We start from the raw sequence: 16,494 nt of genomic DNA on the forward strand, positions 1-16,494 counted from the left end.
TCGGCAATGCGCGCGACGGCAAGGTCTCCCAACAGCGATGCGACCAGCCAGATCGCCAACGGTGTAGCCATCGACGCGAAGTCACAGGTCTTGGCCGCGATCGGCAAGCTTGTCGACAGCGGCAAGGCCGAATGGAGCCGCGCCGCAACCGGGGAGATCGAGTTGCGGCTGTTGTCAGGCGAAGTGTTCTTGCTGGGCGAGGTTTTCGTCACGCGTGTCGCTTGAAGTACACTCAGCACTCTACGGCGCCCCCCTCTGTCCTGCCGGACATCTCCCCCACAGGTGGGGAGATTGGCTGTCATCGCGGCCTTCGCCAATCCCAACGTTGCAGAACGAGAGCCGGCGCCGGAACGGCCAATCTCCCCCCTTGTGGGGGAGATGTCCGGCAGGACAGAGGGGGGCGCCGTAGAGCGCTTACCTCCGTGCCATGCCGTACCGGCCCCCAGCGCCTGCGATTTGAATTTGAAAGCAAGCATCGGAGTGAGAGACGAAAGGCACACGCCTAGGGTTCAGGCACACAAAAGGAGGCAAGGCAATGAACCTCATGCAAAATCAATTGGCCGCACCAATGCCGGTGCGTGCCCTCGACACCATCGCCTACGCCGTCGGCGAATCCGCGATCGGCGACATCCTGGCGGCGCGTAACCAGATCGGCGTCTGCGCCATCCTGATCGGCGCCGAGGCGCGCGACCTCGCCAAGCTCTTTCCCGGCAAGCTTCTGGTCGAGGACGAACCTCGGCTGCGCGACGATCTCGCGGCAACCGCGCGCTTCATCGAAACGCCTGCCGCCGGCCTCGACCTGCCGCTCGACATGCGCCACGGCACGCCGTTCCAGCAGCGCGTGTGGGAGGTGCTGCGGGCGATCCCGTGCGGCGACACCATCACCTACACCGCGCTTGCCCAGCGGCTCGGCCGGCCGAACGGCGCCCGCGCGGTGGCGACCGCCTGTGCCGCCAACGCGATCGCGCTCGGCATTCCCTGCCACCGCGCGGTTCGTGCCGACGGCACGCCCTCAGGCTATCGCTGGGGTATCGAGCGCAAACGCGCTTTGCTCGACAAGGAGGCCACGATATGAACGCCCATGCCAAGGTCGCCTCGTCGGTGGTCGAAGCCGCCGAGGCGCGCATTGCCGGCTACGACTGGCCGGCCCTTGCCGCCGATCTCGACGGTTTCGGCTGCGCGGTGATGGAAAAGCTGCTGTCGCCTCGGGAGTGCCGGCAGCTCGCCGGACTCTATCCCCAGGAGCAGCATTTCCGCAGCCACATCCACATGGCCAGGCACGGTTTCGGCAAGGGCGAGTACCGCTATTTCCGCTATCCCCTGCCCGATCTGATCGGCGGCTTGCGCAGCGCGCTCTATCCCCGGCTGGCCGAGGTCGCCAACCGGTGGGACGAGCGCATGGGTATCGCCATGCGCTATCCCGCGACGCATGCCGAATTTCTCGAACAATGCCATGCCGCCGGCCAGGTCAGGCCGACGCCGCTGTTGCTGCAATATGTGCCGGGCGACTTCAACTGCCTGCACCAGGACCTCTACGGCGACCTCGCCTTCCCCTTGCAGGTGGCTATCCTGCTCTCCGAACCGGGCAAGGATTTCACCGGCGGCGAATTCGCGCTGACCGAACAGCGGCCGCGCATGCAGAGCCGGGTCGAAGTCGTGCCGCTGCGCCAGGGCGACGCCGTCGTCTTCGCCGTCCACAACCGGCCGGTGCAGGGCACGAAAGGCAATTACCGCGTCAATCTGCGCCACGGCGTCAGCCGCCTGCGTTCAGGCATGCGCCACACCGTCGGCATCATCTTTCACGATGCGAAGTGAATGGTGGGGAGGGTGTGGCCTGCTTGGGACAGCTAGCCGAAGCGTTCGAACTAGGCGGGTTCCCTCTCCAGCGGTAAGCCTTTCCACAACCCACACGCTTGACAATCACCCCCTTTTGTTCTCTATTCGTTCCTATCCATCAGCAATCTTGGATGTGCAGCCGGATGGAAACGACAGCCACCATCCTGCATGCCGATCTCGACGCGTTCTATGCCTCGGTCGAGCAGTTGCTCGATCCGTCTCTGCGCGGCAAGCCGATCGCCGTGGGCGGCGGCGTGGTGCTGGCCGCATCCTACGAGGCGCGCGCTTTTGGCGTGCGCGGCGGCATGCCGGGGCGCAAGGCGCGCGAGCTTTGCCCGCAACTGATCTTCGTCGGCGGCAATTTCAAACACTATCAGCGGCTCGGCGACGCCGCGATAAAGGTGCTCGACGATTTCACGCCCGTGGTCGAGCGTATTTCGATCGACGAGGCCTTTGCCGATGTCGCCGGCTGCACGCACCTGTTCGGGCAGCCGCAAGAGATCGCCGCGACCATCCGGCGCCGGGTGCGGGCCGAACTCGGCCTGCCGATCTCGATCGGCGTGGCCCGCACCAAGCATCTGGCCAAGATCGCCTCGCAGGTCGCCAAGCCCGACGGGCTGGTGGTGGTCGATCCGGCCGCCGAGCTTGCGTTCCTGCACGATTTGCCGGTCGGGCTGATGTGGGGCGTCGGCCCGGCGACCAAGGCGAGGCTGGCCGAAATCGGCGTCGAGACGATCGGCCAACTGGCCAGGATCCACAGCGGCGCGCTGACGCGGCTGCTCGGTCCCGCCGCTGGCGAAAAGCTGGCGGCGCTGTCTTGGAACCGCGACCCGCGCAGGCTGGAGACGAAGCGCCGGGCTCATTCGGCCGGCGCGCAATCGGCGCTCGGGAAGAAACCAGCCGTGGCGCGGGTCATCGTGCCGACGTTGCTGCATCTGGCGGACCGCGTCGCCAGCCGGCTGCGCGCCAAGGCGCGGCCCGGCCGCACGGTGACGGTGCGGGTGCGCTTTGCCGATCTTCGCGCCGTCACGCGTTCGATCACGCTCGACCAGCCGATCTCCGCGACGACGATGCTGGCCGAAATCGCCGGCGACCTGGTGCGCGGCGTGCTCGCCGACCACCCACGGGAGAAAACGATCTCGCTGCTTGCGATCTCGGTCTCGCATCTTTGGGAAAGCGCCGAGCTGCAGCTCGAACTGCCGCTCGGCCTCGCCGACGAGAAACGCCGCCCCGGCAGCCAAAAGGGCCTGGCGCGCTTCGGCGCCGACCGCGCCATCGACAAGATCCGCGACCGCTTCGGCAGGCACGCGGTCGGCTACGGCACCGCAGCGCTGGAGGCGGCCCGCTCGGTGCCCGACGAATTCAGGGAACTGGCGGAAAAGGAATTGTGAGCAGCGCCGGAAATATGCCGGGTTCTCGTCCCTCATTCACGCGCGAGGTGCAATGCGGATGTATCCGACATGGCGTTGCAATTCTAAAGTGCAAGGCCGCGCCGACGGTTGGCGGCGGCCGGCAGGCCGATGCCTTCGCAACCGGGTCGCAGATGGACATACAGGAATGGCAAAGCGCAGCGCGGGATTGCTGATCTATCGCCGAAACGACGGCGATATCAGCGTATTGCTGGTTCACCCGGGTGGACCGTTCTGGGCGAAGAAGGACGATGGCGCCTGGTCGATCCCGAAGGGCCTCGTCGACGAAAACGAGGACGAACTGGCGGCAGCGCAACGCGAAACGGAGGAAGAGCTCGGCGTCAAGGTCGAAGGTCCCTTCGCGCGTCTCGGCGACTACCGGCAACCCGGCGGCAAGATCGTCAGCGCCTGGTCCGTCGAGGCCGGTATCGAGATCGATGCGACCGCCATCAGGAGCAATGTCTTCACCCTGGAATGGCCGCCACGGTCCGGGTCGATGAAGCAGTTCCCGGAGGTAGACCGAGCCGGCTGGTTCACCTTGCCGGAGGCCGCGGTGAAGATCCTCCCAGGCCAGCGCCCGATGCTGTCGGATTTGGTGGAGCGACTGGGTGCGGCATGATTGGCGCCGTCGGCGAAGCTGCCAATCTGCCCCCAAGCGGGGGAGATTGGCTCCGTCTTCAACCGCAGCCCACGGCGTCGCGGCGCGGCAGGCAAGGGGCGGCGCCGGCGCTCGAAGGCAAGCTAGAGCGAATTCGAAATCCAAACCGATTCCCCTCTGAGCCGCCAGCACAATTGACTGCGGGGAAATTGCATTCCACATCTTCAAAATTGGAAACTTTGTTCCGGGAAGAGAAATGGAGACCAGGCTCGACGGCAAGGTGGTGCTGGTCACCGGGTCCACGCAAGGCATCGGCCGCGCCATAGCCGAGACGCTGGCGCGCTCCGGCGCGGCTGGGCTGCTGGTCACCGGCCGCGACAAGGCGCGCGGCGATGCGGTAGCTGCTGAACTTACGCGGATCGGCACACCGACGATCTTCGTCGCCGCCGATCTTGGAGACCCGGCCGCCCCTGCCCTTTTGGCGCAGGCCTGCATCGACCGCTTCGGCCGCATCGACGGCCTAGTCAACGCCGCCGGCCTGACCGACCGCGCCTCGTTTCTCGATGCCAGCCTCGACGACTGGGCGGCGCTGTTTTCCGTCAATGCACGGGCGCCGTTCTTCCTGATGCAGGCGGCGATCGCCGACATGAGGAAGCGCGCGGCACCCGGCGCTATCGTCAACATCCTGTCGATCAACGCCCATTGCGGCGCGCCGGAGCTCGCCGTCTATTCGGCCACCAAGGGCGCGCTGGCGACGCTGACCAAGAACGCCGCCAATGCTCACCGCTTCGACCGCATCCGCGTCAACGGCATCAATGTCGGCTGGACCGACACGCCGGCCGAACGCGTCATGCAGGCCGATACGCTCGGCCACGGCCCGGGCTGGCTCGATGCCGCCAACGCCGCGCAGCCTTTCGGCAGGCTGCTGGCCCCAGGCGATATCGCCAACCTTGCCGTCTTCCTGCTTTCCGACGCGGCCGGACCGATGACCGGCGCCGTGATCGATCAGGAGCAGTCGGTGATCGGGGCGAACCGGTAAACGTACGCCGGTACGGGATCTCGCCGGACCGCATCGCCAGCGTCGTCGAATACGCCATCGACGCGCCCGCCGACACCACGATCGACGAGTTCACCATAGGCCCCGCCAACCAGCCCTCGCGCGTGTCGCTCGCTCCCGCCCCCTACCGCTCCGTGAAGGCGCGGGCGAAGGAATCGAGCATCGGCCGGGCGAGGTATTGGAAGAAAGTCCGGTCGCCGGTGTTGATGAACGCCTCGACCGGCGTTCCCGGATAAAGCTGCTCCGCCTTCACGCCGGGCGGCAGGTCGCCGGCGATCTTCAGCTTGGCGCGGAAATAAGGTTCGTGCGTGGCCTCGTCGATCAGCCGGTCGGCCGAAATCTGCGTCACGGTGGCCGGGACCTCCGGCGTGAGCCGCGTGTTCAGGGCGGACAGCCTGAGCTTTGCCGGCTGGCCGACACGCACCTGGTCGATGTCTTTCGGCTTCAGCCTGGCATCGACGACCAGCCCGGATTCCGTGGGCAGGATCTCCATGATCTTTTCGCCCGGGGCGATAACGCTGCCCTTGGAATTATAGCGCGACGACACCACGATGCCCGCTGCCGGCGCCTTGATCGTCGTGCGCCGCAGCACCGCCTCGGCCGCCCGCATCTGTTCCTCGACGTCGGCCAGCGAGGAACGCACGTCGTCCAGCTTGGTCAGCGCTTCCTCCACGCGCTGCGTGGTCAGGCGCTCGATCTGCTCCTGCGCCTCGACGATCTGGGTGTTGGCCGCGGCAAGGTTTGCCTCCAGCGCCCCTGCCTGGCCGACGAGATCGGCCTCGCTGCGCAGCAGCTGCGAATATTCGGTGCGGTTGGTCAGGCCCTTGTCCAGCAGGCCGGTCTTGATGCCGAGTTCCTTCTTCACGATTTCGGCCTGTTGCTGGATGGCGAGTTTCTGGGCGTTCAATCCGACGACCGACTGGCGATGCATGGCGACCTGTTGCCCGAGGATCGATTGCTCCGACCGGAACCGCGAGAGCCTGGCGGCGAACTCCTTCTGCTGTTCGCGAACCAGCCTGTCGAAATCCGGCTGGAACGGCGCCGGCGCGGCGCCCGCGATCGGCGCGAGCCGGTCCAGCCCGTCGCGTTCCGCCTCCAGCCGCGCAGCACTTGCCCTGAGCGCGATCGACTGTCTCGTCAGCCGGTTGAGCTCGGCCAGCGCGGCTGTCTTGTCGAGGATGATCAGGTCCTGCGCCTGTTGCACGCGGTCGCCTTCATGGACCAGCAGCTCCTGGATGATGCCGCCCTCGTGATGCTGGATGAGGATGTTCCCGCCCGTCGCCGAGATGGTGCCTGGCGTGATCACAGCCCCGGACAAGAGCACGCTGGTCGCCCAATAGCCGAAACAGCCCGCCAGCAGCGCTATCGCCGCGTAACCGGTGAAGGCCACCCGCCTTACGTCGGTGCGAGGCTCCCAGCCAAGGCTCCCGACCGCCATCCGTCTACGATCCGAGCCGGACGTTTTGCGGGGTGCCGCGGATCGTCGTGGCGAACGACCCCGTCACCACCGTCTTCTGCGGTCGCGACGGGCCCTTGTCGGCGACCGACTGCCGCAACACCTCGCTGCTTGCGCCGAAGGCTTCGATCACGCCGCCGCGCAACAGCATCACGCGATCGCACGCCTCGGCTATCGAAGGCCGGTGCGTGATCACAATTGCCGTCACGCCGGCCGCCCGCGCCGCGGCAAGCACCGCCTCGAGCGCCGCTTCGCCGCTGCCGTCGAGATGTGTGCTGGGCTCGTCCAGGACGAGGATGCGCGGATTGCCGTAGAAGGCACGCGCCAGCCCGATCCTCTGGCGCTCGCCGCCCGACAGCGTCCGGTCCGAGGGACCGATCATGGTCTGGTAGCCGTCGCGCTGCGCCAGGATCAGCTGATGCGCCTCGGCGCGCCTGGCGGCCTCGACGATAGCGGCATCGTCCGCCTCGGGGTCGAAGCGGGCGACATTTTCCGCGATCGATCCGGGGAACAGCTCCACCTCCTGCGCGAGATAGCCGATCTGCCTTCCAAGCTGGTCGTCGTCCCAGGTCCTGAGATCGGCGTCGTCGATCCTGATCGAGCCGCCGGTCGGCTGCACCGCGCCAACAAGCAGGCGCGCCAGCGTCGATTTGCCGGCGCCGCTCGGGCCGACGATCGCCACGGCTTCGCCGGCACCGACCGCGAAATTCAGCCGCTTGAGGATGGGGGCCGAGCCGGGCGCGGCATTCGGCGCCATGAAGAACAGGTCCTGCACCGAAATCGCGCCCGTCGGGGCGGGCAAGGTCAGTTTGCGCACTTCATCCGGCTGCGCCGAAAGCGCCTTCTCGAGCCGCTTCCAGGACCGCCTGGCGTCGACGATCTGGCGCCAGGATCCGATCAGCTGATCGAGCGGCTGCAGCGCGCGCGACGACACCAGCGAAGAGGCGAAGATCATGCCGGCCGTCATTTTCCCGCCAAGCACCAGCCAGGCTCCGACGCCCAGTATCGCCAGCTGGAGCATCATGCGCAGCGCCCGCGAGGTTCCGCTGAAAATCGCATTGGCCGTCGACGAACGGTCGTGGAGCGCGAGCGCTTCGGCGACGTGCCGCCCCCACACCCGCGCGGCGTTCTGCACCATGCCCATGGCGCGGAGCGTTTCGGCGTTGCGGGCGAAGGCCTGCTCCGCCAGGCTGGCGACAGCCGAACGCTCCGACGACAAGGCATCGTTCCTGCCGATGGCGAGCTGGTTGGCCACGACCAGCCCGACCAGAAGCAAAGCGCCGCCGAGCGTCACCCAGAACAGCACCGGATGGATGAGATAGAGCAAGGCGAGAAAGAGCGGCGCAAAAGGCAGGTCGAACAGCACCGCCACGCCGCGCGACCTGATGAAGGCGCAGACCGTGGCAAGGTCGCGCAACGGCGACAGGCCGCCGGCATGTCTGGGCACCAGCGAAGCGGCGAATGTCCTGGCGCCCAGTTGGCGGTCGACGGTGGCCGCGACGCGTTGCGTGTAGACGGCGCGGACCGCGTCCAGCAAGCCGAGGAAGGCAAGCGCCAGCACCGCGATAGCCGACAGGTAGACAAGCGTCTCGACGCTGGAGGAAGGCAGGATCCGGTCATAGACCTGCAACAGATAGAGCGGGATCACCAGCAACAGCACATTGAGCAGCGACGAGAAAACCCCGACATCGACAATCGCGCGCCGCAACACTGCGCGCAGGCCCGGCCGCACAGTCGAACTCCCCTGACGGCGCGTGGCTCCCGACATGGAGGCCACCTAGACCGTGTGCTCGCCCGTGACGTCCAGGGGGTGTTGCTGGAGGTCGTCCAGCGTATAGGCGCGGATATAGTCGATCTTCATCTGGGCCGGCGTCGCGAGATGATCCGGCGGCGCGCCGGCCAAACCGCCGACCGCGAGATCGGCCAGCATGTACATGGGGCTGTGCATGTCGGACGGCGTCGCCGCTTCGGCGACCTTCACGCCATCGTAGGTCCAGACAAGCTTATCCTGCGTCCAGAGCAGGCCATAGGTGTGGAAACCGTCGGTATCGGCGACGTTTACCGAGGACGAAATCTTCGTGTGCTGTCCGGTCTCGTTGGAGTGCGCCGTCATGAGCAGCGTGTTCGGGTCCTGGCCGCGCGTTTCCACGACGTCCAGTTCCGGCGGCCACGAGCCGTCTTCCGGAAGCAGCCAGAAGGCCGGCCAGGCGCCGGCCGTTTCGGGCAGGTCGGCCCGCATTTCGAAATAGCCGTAAGTCTGCGCGAAGGAATCGTGGGTCGTCAGCAGCCCCGAAGTGTATTCATAATTGTTGATATAGGGCTTGATGTCCGCCGGCGCCTGCGCCGCGGTGATGGTGAGAACGCCGTTTTCGACGCTGAACGGGTGAACGGAGCTCGTCGGGCCGTACTTCGCGTCGATGTACCATTGCAGTTCGCCATTGCTGCTTAGCGTGCTTCCGTTCGCGGCTCCCCACGAGAAGTTGGAATCCCAGGTGCCGCCTTGGCCGTTGTCCAGGCTGAGCGTGTTGAAATCGTCGGAGAAGGACAGCGTCATGCCGGACTTGTCGATCGGCAACTCGAACTGGCCGGGCTGCATCTTGTCGATGGTCGTGCCCTTGAACACCAGCACCTCATTGGATCCGAGGTCCAGCATCACGTTCGCTTCAACCTGGACCATATGCGCCCGGACGGCAGCGAAGGAGTTCAGGTCATAGCCGTTGAGACGGACGGTGTCGGTCGCGTCGAAATCGTAGATCAGGTCGCTTCCGTGGCCCTTCGAGACGACGAAAGTGTCGGCGCCGGCGCCGCCGATCAGGACGTCATTGCCAAGGCCGCCGTCCAGCGTCTGATGGCCGGATCCACCCTTGATGATGTTATCCAATGCGTTCCCGAACGCATAGCGGTTGTCGCCGGTGACGACGAGGTTCTCGAAATTGTCGGGGAGCTTGTAGCTCATCCATGTGTCGATCGTGTCGATCCCGGCCCCGGGGTCCTCGACCACTTTGTTGTTCATCGAATAGAGATGATAATAGTCGTCGCCCGCGCCGCCATAAATGGTGAGGTTGACGGTGCTGTCGCCCCAGAACGAGTCGTTGCCGGACGTGCCGTATAATTGCGGCCCGGATCCGGTCGCGGAAAACCAATGGGTAGAGGCGCCGCTATAGGCAAGAGGAACGCCCTTGGCGTTCAGGACGGTGCTCATCGGACAATCCTTCCTCGTTGTACGTAGTCCGCCAAACCAATCGATGATTGCTGACGGCTCAACTGGTAACCCAAACCATGGTTCCAGGGAATCATCACATAGTACAGCGAAAACTCTCCTCTCTCCAATTTGATATCGCGCAGGAGGAGAATACGATGGCCTATGCAATTCAAAGGTGAGGCTTGGTTTAACTTTTACTCAATATCGACCAATATCTGCTGAAATATCAGGCAGGGCGCCGGTTTTGTTCAACGCGGCCGTGTCGCCACATTTTTGCGGCGACGGATTTTGAGTTAGATTGGCGTCTCCCTGCAGCACCTGAGGGGTAGCCCTTATGGCGAAACGTCCGAGTGGAGCAGAAACCACCGCCGCGAGCGATCTTGCCGACGACGATCCTCGTCTGGCGTTTATCTACCAGGAGGCAGTGAGAGGCCTCACGCACCAGCAGACCGTCGTGGAGAACATGAACACCCGCGCCGGCAGCCTCATCTTTGCCACCGCCTTCGCGAACTCTTTGCTCGGCGGCGCGGCCCTTGCCGACGGGCTTGGGCTTTGGGAGTGGACCGCGGTCGCCCTGCTGTTCGGCATTGGCGGGCTGATCGTCTTCATGCTCTGGCCCTACCACCAATACACCTTCCGCTTCGATCCCGAAGAACTGCTCCATCGCTATGTCGATGGCGACAGCCCGGCAACCATGTCGGCCATGCACCGCGCGCTTGCCCTTCGCATCAAGGCCGACATGGCCGGCAACTGGCGGATCATCCAGCGGCTCCGGGCGGCGTTGCAGATCGCGCTGGTCTTTCTGCTGCTCGATATCCTGGCCTGGCTCCTGGCGATCGCGCACGTTTGAGCGGAGCCCGTCAATTCGTCGGGGGGCTGCGCCCGAACCCTGGCTGGCGCCTGGCCAGGAACATTCCGCCTGCAGCGGGGTTGGGATGATAGGCCCGCGATAGGGCACCAACAGGTGATGCCGGCGGGCTTTAGGAGGAAGTCATGATACGTGCCACCTCTTCACTTCACCTTTCCCGCCGCCGCGCATTGCAATTTGGGCTGGGCCTCGCCGCCACGGCGGGCCTCACGCCGGTTTCTCGCGTCTATGCCAAGGAAGAAGTGCAGGACGAAGACATTTTCCGCTTTGCGCTCAACCTGGAATACATGGAGGCCGAATACTACCTCCGCGGCACCACGGGAAAAGGCATCGACGCCGCCGATGCCGGTTCGAAACCCGGCGACGTCGTTGGCGGAAAGAAAGTGTCCTTCGAGACACCAGCCATCGGCGAATTCATGCAGGAAGTTGCTGAAAACGAACTCGCGCATGTCCGGTTCTACCGCAAGACGCTTGCCAAGAACGCCGTCGACAGGCCGGTCATCGATTTCGATGCCGGGTTCAAGGCAGTTGCGAAGGCAGCGGGCCTCGGGGACGACTTCGACCCATTCGGCGACGAAACGAACTTCGTTCTCGGCGGCATGCTGTTCGAGGATGTCGGCGTCACCGCCTATGCCGGCGCGGCGACGGTTCTGAAGGACAAGGACTTCCTCGCCGCCGCCGCCGGCATATTGGCGGTCGAGGCCTACCACATGGGAATGGCGCGCTCGACGCTGTACCGGAAGGGAGAGAAGGCCTGGAAGGCCGCCAACGCCGTCTCCGACGCCCGCGACAAGATCGACGGATCGGAAGACAAGGACCAGGGCATCCAGGTGCATGGCAAGGCCAACATCGTCCCCTCGACGCCCGACGCGATCGCGTTCACCAGGACGCCGCAGGAAGTGCTGCGGATCGTCTACCTCACCGACAAGGAGGGGGTGAGCAAGGGCGGCTTCTATCCGGAAGGGATGAACGGCACGCTGAAGAGCACCTGAGCCGATCGGGACAGGCGATCAGCTTTCTGTCGCGGCGCCTGCAACCGGCAACGGCCTCTGTATATTCGCTATAACTAATGCTTGCTGTTCCTGGGCTGGCGATTATGGTTGGCTAGTTTCCTGAGGCGGCAGGGGGTATGGTCTTGCCTCTTCGATCTGTTCGATCGCACCTGCTTGGTCTGATCGCCGCCGCAGTGGTCCCGGTCTGGCTATTCGCTGCCTATTTGCTGGTCCAGTATGCTCAACAGGAGCGGTACCGTTTCGAGCAGGATGCCCTGCAGACGGCCCGGCAGGTGTCGCTCGTGGTGGAGGGCGAACTCGCCAACCTTCAAACGATCGTCGACGGCCTTTCGAAATCCGCCGCTCTCGCCAATGGTAATCTGCAAGCCTTTCACGGCGAGGCGCTCAATCTGGTCCAGGGCAAGGACCAGGTCATTGTCCTGCGCGATCTTGGCCGCAATCAACTCTTGAACACGGAGATCGGCTACGGCTCGGACCTGCCGCCCGTCGCCCCGATAGCCGCTGCCGATCGCGAGAAAATCAAGGCTGGCGGATTTTTCGTCAGCGGTGTCTTCACCGGCAAAGCTTCGAAGGACCGCCGCATCGCCACGTCCATTCGGGTGCCGGCTCCCAGGGGCGAGGAACTGCTTCTTTCGATTTCAGTCCCGACCGCCCGCATCCGAAACGTGATGATGCCGGCTGTCCCGGAGGGTTGGACGGTGGGGATTGGAGATCGCGACGGAAATTACGTGGCGCGTTCCAGATTGGACGAGGAGATGAGCGGCAAGCCCGGACGAGCCGAGTATCTGGAGAAGATCGTCGGACGCTCCGGCAGCTTCACATCCCGCAACTTCGAAGGCATGACGCTGCTGGCGGGCTATTACCGATCGCCGCACTCCGATTGGTTCTATACCGCCAACGTGCCGCTCTCCCAAGTCCAGGCACCGCTTTGGCGATCGCTTGCCGCGATTTGCGCGATAGGCCTCCTGTCGCTCCTTGTCTCGGTTGCGCTGGGATACATTGTCGGCAAGCACTTCACCGGCGCCACAACCGACCTGGCGGCCCGTGCCGAGGCGCTGGGGCATGGGCGCCGGGTCGAACCCCTGTCCACCTCCGTTACGGAGTTTGCCACCATCGCGCGGGCGATGGTCGACGCGGAGCGCGCCATCGCCGAACGCCGGTACGAGCTGGAAGCGGTGTTGGAGACGGTGCCGGCGGCGGTCTGGTTTACCTATGATCCGAAAGCGCTTCAGGTGATCCGCAACCGCTTCGCGGCGGAGCTCATGGGTTTGCCCACGGATGCATCCGATTCCTTCGGCAGGCCGGAACGTGTGATCAACACCGTGGCGGTCAGGAACGGCCATGCGGTGAGCCGCGAGGACCGGCCTCTGAGCCGTGCGATGCGCGGAGAGCTGACCGACCACGAAGAGTTCGCCTACACGCTTCCCTCGGGCGTAGAGCGCTTCCTGCTCACCAGCGCACGCCCGATCCGCAATCCGGCCGGCAGCATCATCGGTGCCGTGCAGATCAGTCTCGACATCACCGACCGCAAACGCGGCGAGGAGCACCGCAGACTGCTGGCCAATGAACTGAACCACCGCGTCAAGAACACGCTTGCGGTGGTCCAGTCGATCGCGGGCCAGACGATGCGCAACGCCACCAGCCTGTCCGAGGCAAGACAGATGCTGTCCAGCCGGCTCGTTTCGCTGGCGAAGGCACACGACCTGCTTACGCAGCAGAACTGGAGCGGCGCCGATCTCGGCGACCTCATTGCGGCGTCGATCAAGCCGCACGCCTCGATCGAGCGCTTTCAGATCGTCGGCGAGAGGGTCTGGCTTCCGCCGAACATCGCCCTTTCGGCAGCCCTGGTTTTCCATGAGCTTATGACGAATGCGATCAAATACGGGGCGTTGTCGACGGCTATGGGCAGGGTTTCGATCCGCTGGACGCTCGTCAATCATAAGCATAGCCGCCGGCTCGAGCTCCAATGGCGTGAGGTCGGGGGCCCTGTCGTGGAGCCTGTCGACCGCAAGGGTTTCGGCACCCAGCTTCTCGAGCGGGTATTCGCGTCCGAAGCGGGCCGCGTCTCGCTGAGGTTCGAAAACGCGGGGCTGGTCTGCGATTTGCGCGTGACCTTGCCTCATGACGGTATCGCGGCGGACAAAACCGAGGCCCTGTCGCGGCAGATGTAGATGGTCTTCCCCACACAAGCACTTCCGCTTGCGCCTCTGTATCGGCCGCATGGATCGGCTTCGCGGTTCCTTTCGAGCGTGAGGGCGCATGATTGCTCTCCCCGCGGGTGCCCGATCGCTGGATTTTAGCGATCCCGCCCACCCAGAAATGACGAACGGCGTGACGGCCCTTACTTCACCGTGATGCTCATGCCGCTGAGGTCGGCGTTGACCTGCAGGCCGACCTGCCTGCCGGTGAGTTCGAGTCGGGCGCCCTTGTCATTGGTCATGACGATCACCTGGGCCCCTCTGCCGAGCGCACCGCCACCGCCCGCCGCGCCGTACACCCCGGTCACGTCCCGGGCGCGGCGTATGTGGCGCACGGTGCCTTTGAAATAGGTCTTGGAGGCACCGAAGGCGAGGCCGCCCGAGACGCCGCCGACCGAGATGGGATAGCGGCGACCATGAAAGGTCAACGTGCCCTCGCCTCCGGAGCCGCCGACGAAAAAGGCCGCCTTGTAGACGGCAAAACGGATCGTACCGCTGTCCGCATGCGCGGCGCTGGCAAAACCAACGCCCGCGGTGGCGATGACGGCAACTGCGACTGAACGAAATCTGGACGAAATCTTCATGACGAGAACTCCTCGAGATCGCCGCTTGCCCCGGCCGGGCATGACAGCGTCGCACCAAAGCCGAACAGTCTTGCCCGCCATTGGTTCCAAGCACGCGGCCCGAATCCGGATGGGGAGACCGCCACAACGCGCCGGACGAGGTGAAGGCGCACATGACTGCGCCTGATCTCGGACGTTGAGGCAGACTTTACCTCCGCCCGAAAGCAGACATCGCGGCTGAGTGCTTTCGCGGACGGCGACATGGCGCGAGGGGGAATCCCGGTCCAGTGCAAATGACGCTCGGTCCACCCCCCTTGCGCCGCGCGGCCTGCGAGTTCACTCGATGGGATAGGCTGAGGGCCAGGAGCTCCGAAAGTTTACGCGCGGATCCATGCGGCGAGATTGTTCTCGCGACTGAGTAACGGTCATTCATAAGCCAAAGCTAATATGAACATATTTCCTATCACGTAAACGTCGCAGACCAGATTTTACTGGCCATCGTTTAGCTTGTTGGTAGCCTTCAAGACTATAAACGGCTTGCGGGGCAAATAATTTTCATGCTGCGTTCGGCGCACTTGGGAATCAGGGAGCATAGGCATGGCGGAGCGGATTCTGGCGCGCGATGGGATTTGGGTTTTGCATCTCGCGCGCTTGCAGCAAGTCGTGTCGCTTCGCTCCAGCGCTTCCTCCCTTGCGATCCTTGCTGTCACCTTCGCACTGAGCGCCGCGCCCGCTTGGGCCGATGGCGGCAATGGCAGCGGCACAGGTGCCGGACAAGGTGGCGTTGACGGCCCGCTCGCAAGTGCCACGGGTCAGAATGCCGCAAACGGCGTGGCCTCCGGCGGTGGCGGTGGCGGCGTCGACCTCACAACGGGAAACGGCGCGCCAGGAGGTTCCGGAGGATCAGCTTCAACATCCGGCGACCCCAACGGCGTTCCCGGAGCGACCGGTAGTGCGGGCCAGGTCATTTCCACAAGTGGAACTATCTCCACCAGCGTTAGCGGCGGGACCGGCGCTATTGGTTCATCTGGCGTGGGCGGCACCGCCAGGGGCGGCGGTGGCGGCGGTGGCGGTGTCGGCGCCAGCGCCACGGCGGACATTGCCGTAACCAGCGGCGGATCGGTGAGAGGTGGCAACGGCGGCTTCGCGGGCTCAAACTCCACCTCCGGCGGCGGAGGTGGTGGCGTCGGCGTGTTTTCGTCGGCTAATGTCACCGTCGAAGCTGGCGGCAGCGTCACAGGCGGCACTGGTGGCCGCGCCGTGAGTGTCATAGCAGGCGGTGGCGGCGGCGCAGCCGCCATCGTCCTGACCGGCGGCGGAACAATCGACAACAACGGAAATCTGGCTGGGGGCACTGGCGGAAGAAGCATCGCGGCGGGCGGTGGCGACGGCGGCGCCGGTGTTCTGCTGCTTTCGGGCGGAACGGTTGTCAACGGTACGGGGGCGACGATCATTGGCGGCAATGGCGGTCAGGGTGGGGCGGCGGCGGCCGCCGGCGATGGCGGCGCGGGGATCAAAGGCGCCAACATCGCCGTCATCAATGCGGGCACGATCACAGGTGGCGCCGTCGGCACAGGTGGTGGAACGCCGGTAGCCGGCAAAGCCATCCAGTTCACGGGCGGCGTGAACTCGCTGGAGATTCAGGCCGGCTCGACCATCACGGGCAATGTGGTTGCTTTCAGCGCCGCCGATACGTTCAAGCTGGGTGGCGATACCAGCGCCAGTTTCGATGTGTCGCAGGTCGGCGCTGGCGCCAAATATAACGGGTTCGGGTTTTATGAGAAGACAGGGAACAGCACCTGGACGCTGACGGGGACGACGACTGCCGTCACGCCTTGGACGCTGAGCGACGGTATCCTGAAAATTTCGAGCGATAGCAGTTTAGGTAATCCGATCGGCGGATTGACCTTCGATGGCGGCACGCTGGAAACCACTGCCGACATCACCAGTGCACGGACCATCGCGCTGACCGGGGACGGAACGTTCCTGACGGATCTCGGCACAACCTTCACGCTCAGCAATGTCATCTCCGGCGCAGGCGGTCTCACGAAAGCCGGCGACGGCACTCTGGTTTTGGCGGGAGCCAATACTTACGCCGGCAACACGCTGGTGAGTGCCGGAACGCTGGTCGGCAATGCGGCTTCGATCCGCGGCGACCTCGGCAATGCCGGAACTGTCGTGTTCGACCAGACGGCGGACGCCAGCTTTGCCGGCAATATCTCCGGCACCGGCGCGATGGTGAAGGACGGCGCCGGCACGCTGACGCTTGCAGGCACCTCGCTGCTCGATTGGAC

14 protein-coding genes are annotated in these 16,494 nt (G+C 64.7%); 10 read left to right on the top strand and 4 right to left on the bottom strand.

Features of this window, described 5'->3' with window-relative positions; all coding sequences use genetic code 11:
• The first annotated feature begins 6 nt into the window (after positions 1-6).
• The 6 genes from NKI49_RS29985 to NKI49_RS30010 all read left to right on the top strand — a co-directional run bounded on the left by NKI49_RS29985 (position 7) and on the right by NKI49_RS30010 (position 4,882).
• Positions 7-225, top strand: coding sequence for a hypothetical protein (locus NKI49_RS29985; RefSeq protein ID WP_352607194.1), 219 nt, complete (start codon positions 7-9; stop codon positions 223-225).
• Positions 226-535: 310 nt separating this feature from the next.
• Positions 536-1,075 (top strand): methylated-DNA--[protein]-cysteine S-methyltransferase, encoded by a 540-nt coding sequence (locus tag NKI49_RS29990; protein WP_352607196.1) that lies wholly within the window; start codon positions 536-538, stop codon positions 1,073-1,075.
• Positions 1,072-1,815, top strand: coding sequence for a 2OG-Fe(II) oxygenase (locus NKI49_RS29995; RefSeq protein WP_352607198.1), 744 nt, complete (start codon positions 1,072-1,074; stop codon positions 1,813-1,815). The genes NKI49_RS29990 and NKI49_RS29995 overlap by 4 nt, the downstream gene beginning before the upstream one ends.
• A gap of 164 nt (positions 1,816-1,979) precedes the next feature.
• Positions 1,980-3,227 (top strand): DNA polymerase IV, encoded by a 1,248-nt coding sequence (dinB, locus tag NKI49_RS30000; protein ID WP_352607200.1) that lies wholly within the window; start codon positions 1,980-1,982, stop codon positions 3,225-3,227.
• Positions 3,228-3,393: 166 nt separating this feature from the next.
• Positions 3,394-3,864, top strand: a complete 471-nt coding sequence (locus NKI49_RS30005) for an NUDIX hydrolase (RefSeq protein WP_352607202.1) — start codon at positions 3,394-3,396, stop codon at positions 3,862-3,864.
• 235 nt (positions 3,865-4,099) lie between these two features.
• The gene (locus tag NKI49_RS30010) at positions 4,100-4,882 is read left to right on the top strand and encodes an SDR family oxidoreductase (RefSeq protein ID WP_352607204.1); all 783 of its coding nucleotides are present in this window, start codon (positions 4,100-4,102) and stop codon (positions 4,880-4,882) included.
• A gap of 142 nt (positions 4,883-5,024) precedes the next feature.
• Here the strand turns inward: NKI49_RS30010 and NKI49_RS30015 are convergent, their stop codons facing one another.
• The 3 genes from NKI49_RS30015 to eglC are packed head-to-tail and all read right to left on the bottom strand — an operon-like array spanning position 5,025 to position 9,558.
• On the bottom strand, positions 5,025-6,338 hold the full coding sequence (locus tag NKI49_RS30015) for an HlyD family type I secretion periplasmic adaptor subunit (RefSeq protein ID WP_352607206.1): 1,314 nt from the start codon (positions 6,336-6,338) through the stop codon (positions 5,025-5,027).
• 4 nt (positions 6,339-6,342) lie between these two features.
• Entirely contained in the window at positions 6,343-8,124 is a 1,782-nt protein-coding gene (locus NKI49_RS30020; RefSeq protein WP_352607208.1) for a type I secretion system permease/ATPase, read from the bottom strand.
• A gap of 9 nt (positions 8,125-8,133) precedes the next feature.
• Entirely contained in the window at positions 8,134-9,558 is a 1,425-nt protein-coding gene (gene eglC, locus NKI49_RS30025; protein WP_352607210.1) for an endo-1,3-1,4-beta-glycanase EglC, read from the bottom strand.
• A gap of 334 nt (positions 9,559-9,892) precedes the next feature.
• On the opposite strand from eglC, the gene NKI49_RS30030 reads away from it, so the two are divergent.
• From NKI49_RS30030 to NKI49_RS30040, 3 genes are all read left to right on the top strand, one after another.
• Positions 9,893-10,408, top strand: a complete 516-nt coding sequence (locus NKI49_RS30030) for a hypothetical protein (RefSeq protein WP_352607212.1) — start codon at positions 9,893-9,895, stop codon at positions 10,406-10,408.
• Between the two features lie 143 nt (positions 10,409-10,551).
• Entirely contained in the window at positions 10,552-11,418 is an 867-nt protein-coding gene (locus NKI49_RS30035; protein ID WP_352607214.1) for a ferritin-like domain-containing protein, read from the top strand.
• Positions 11,419-11,555: 137 nt separating this feature from the next.
• On the top strand, positions 11,556-13,610 hold the full coding sequence (locus NKI49_RS30040; RefSeq protein WP_352607216.1) for a sensor histidine kinase: 2,055 nt from the start codon (positions 11,556-11,558) through the stop codon (positions 13,608-13,610).
• A 170-nt stretch (positions 13,611-13,780) separates the two neighbouring features.
• On the opposite strand, the gene NKI49_RS30045 is transcribed toward NKI49_RS30040, so the two are convergent.
• Positions 13,781-14,221, bottom strand: coding sequence for a lipid-binding SYLF domain-containing protein (locus NKI49_RS30045; RefSeq protein WP_352607218.1), 441 nt, complete (start codon positions 14,219-14,221; stop codon positions 13,781-13,783).
• Positions 14,222-14,797: 576 nt separating this feature from the next.
• On the opposite strand from NKI49_RS30045, the gene NKI49_RS30050 reads away from it, so the two are divergent.
• Positions 14,798-16,494: autotransporter-associated beta strand repeat-containing protein (locus NKI49_RS30050; protein ID WP_352695861.1), on the top strand; the 1,697-nt coding region annotated here is incomplete at its 3' end.

Origin of the sequence: Mesorhizobium sp. M0587, from assembly GCF_040320945.1 — a bacterium.
GTDB lineage: Bacteria > Pseudomonadota > Alphaproteobacteria > Rhizobiales > Rhizobiaceae > Mesorhizobium.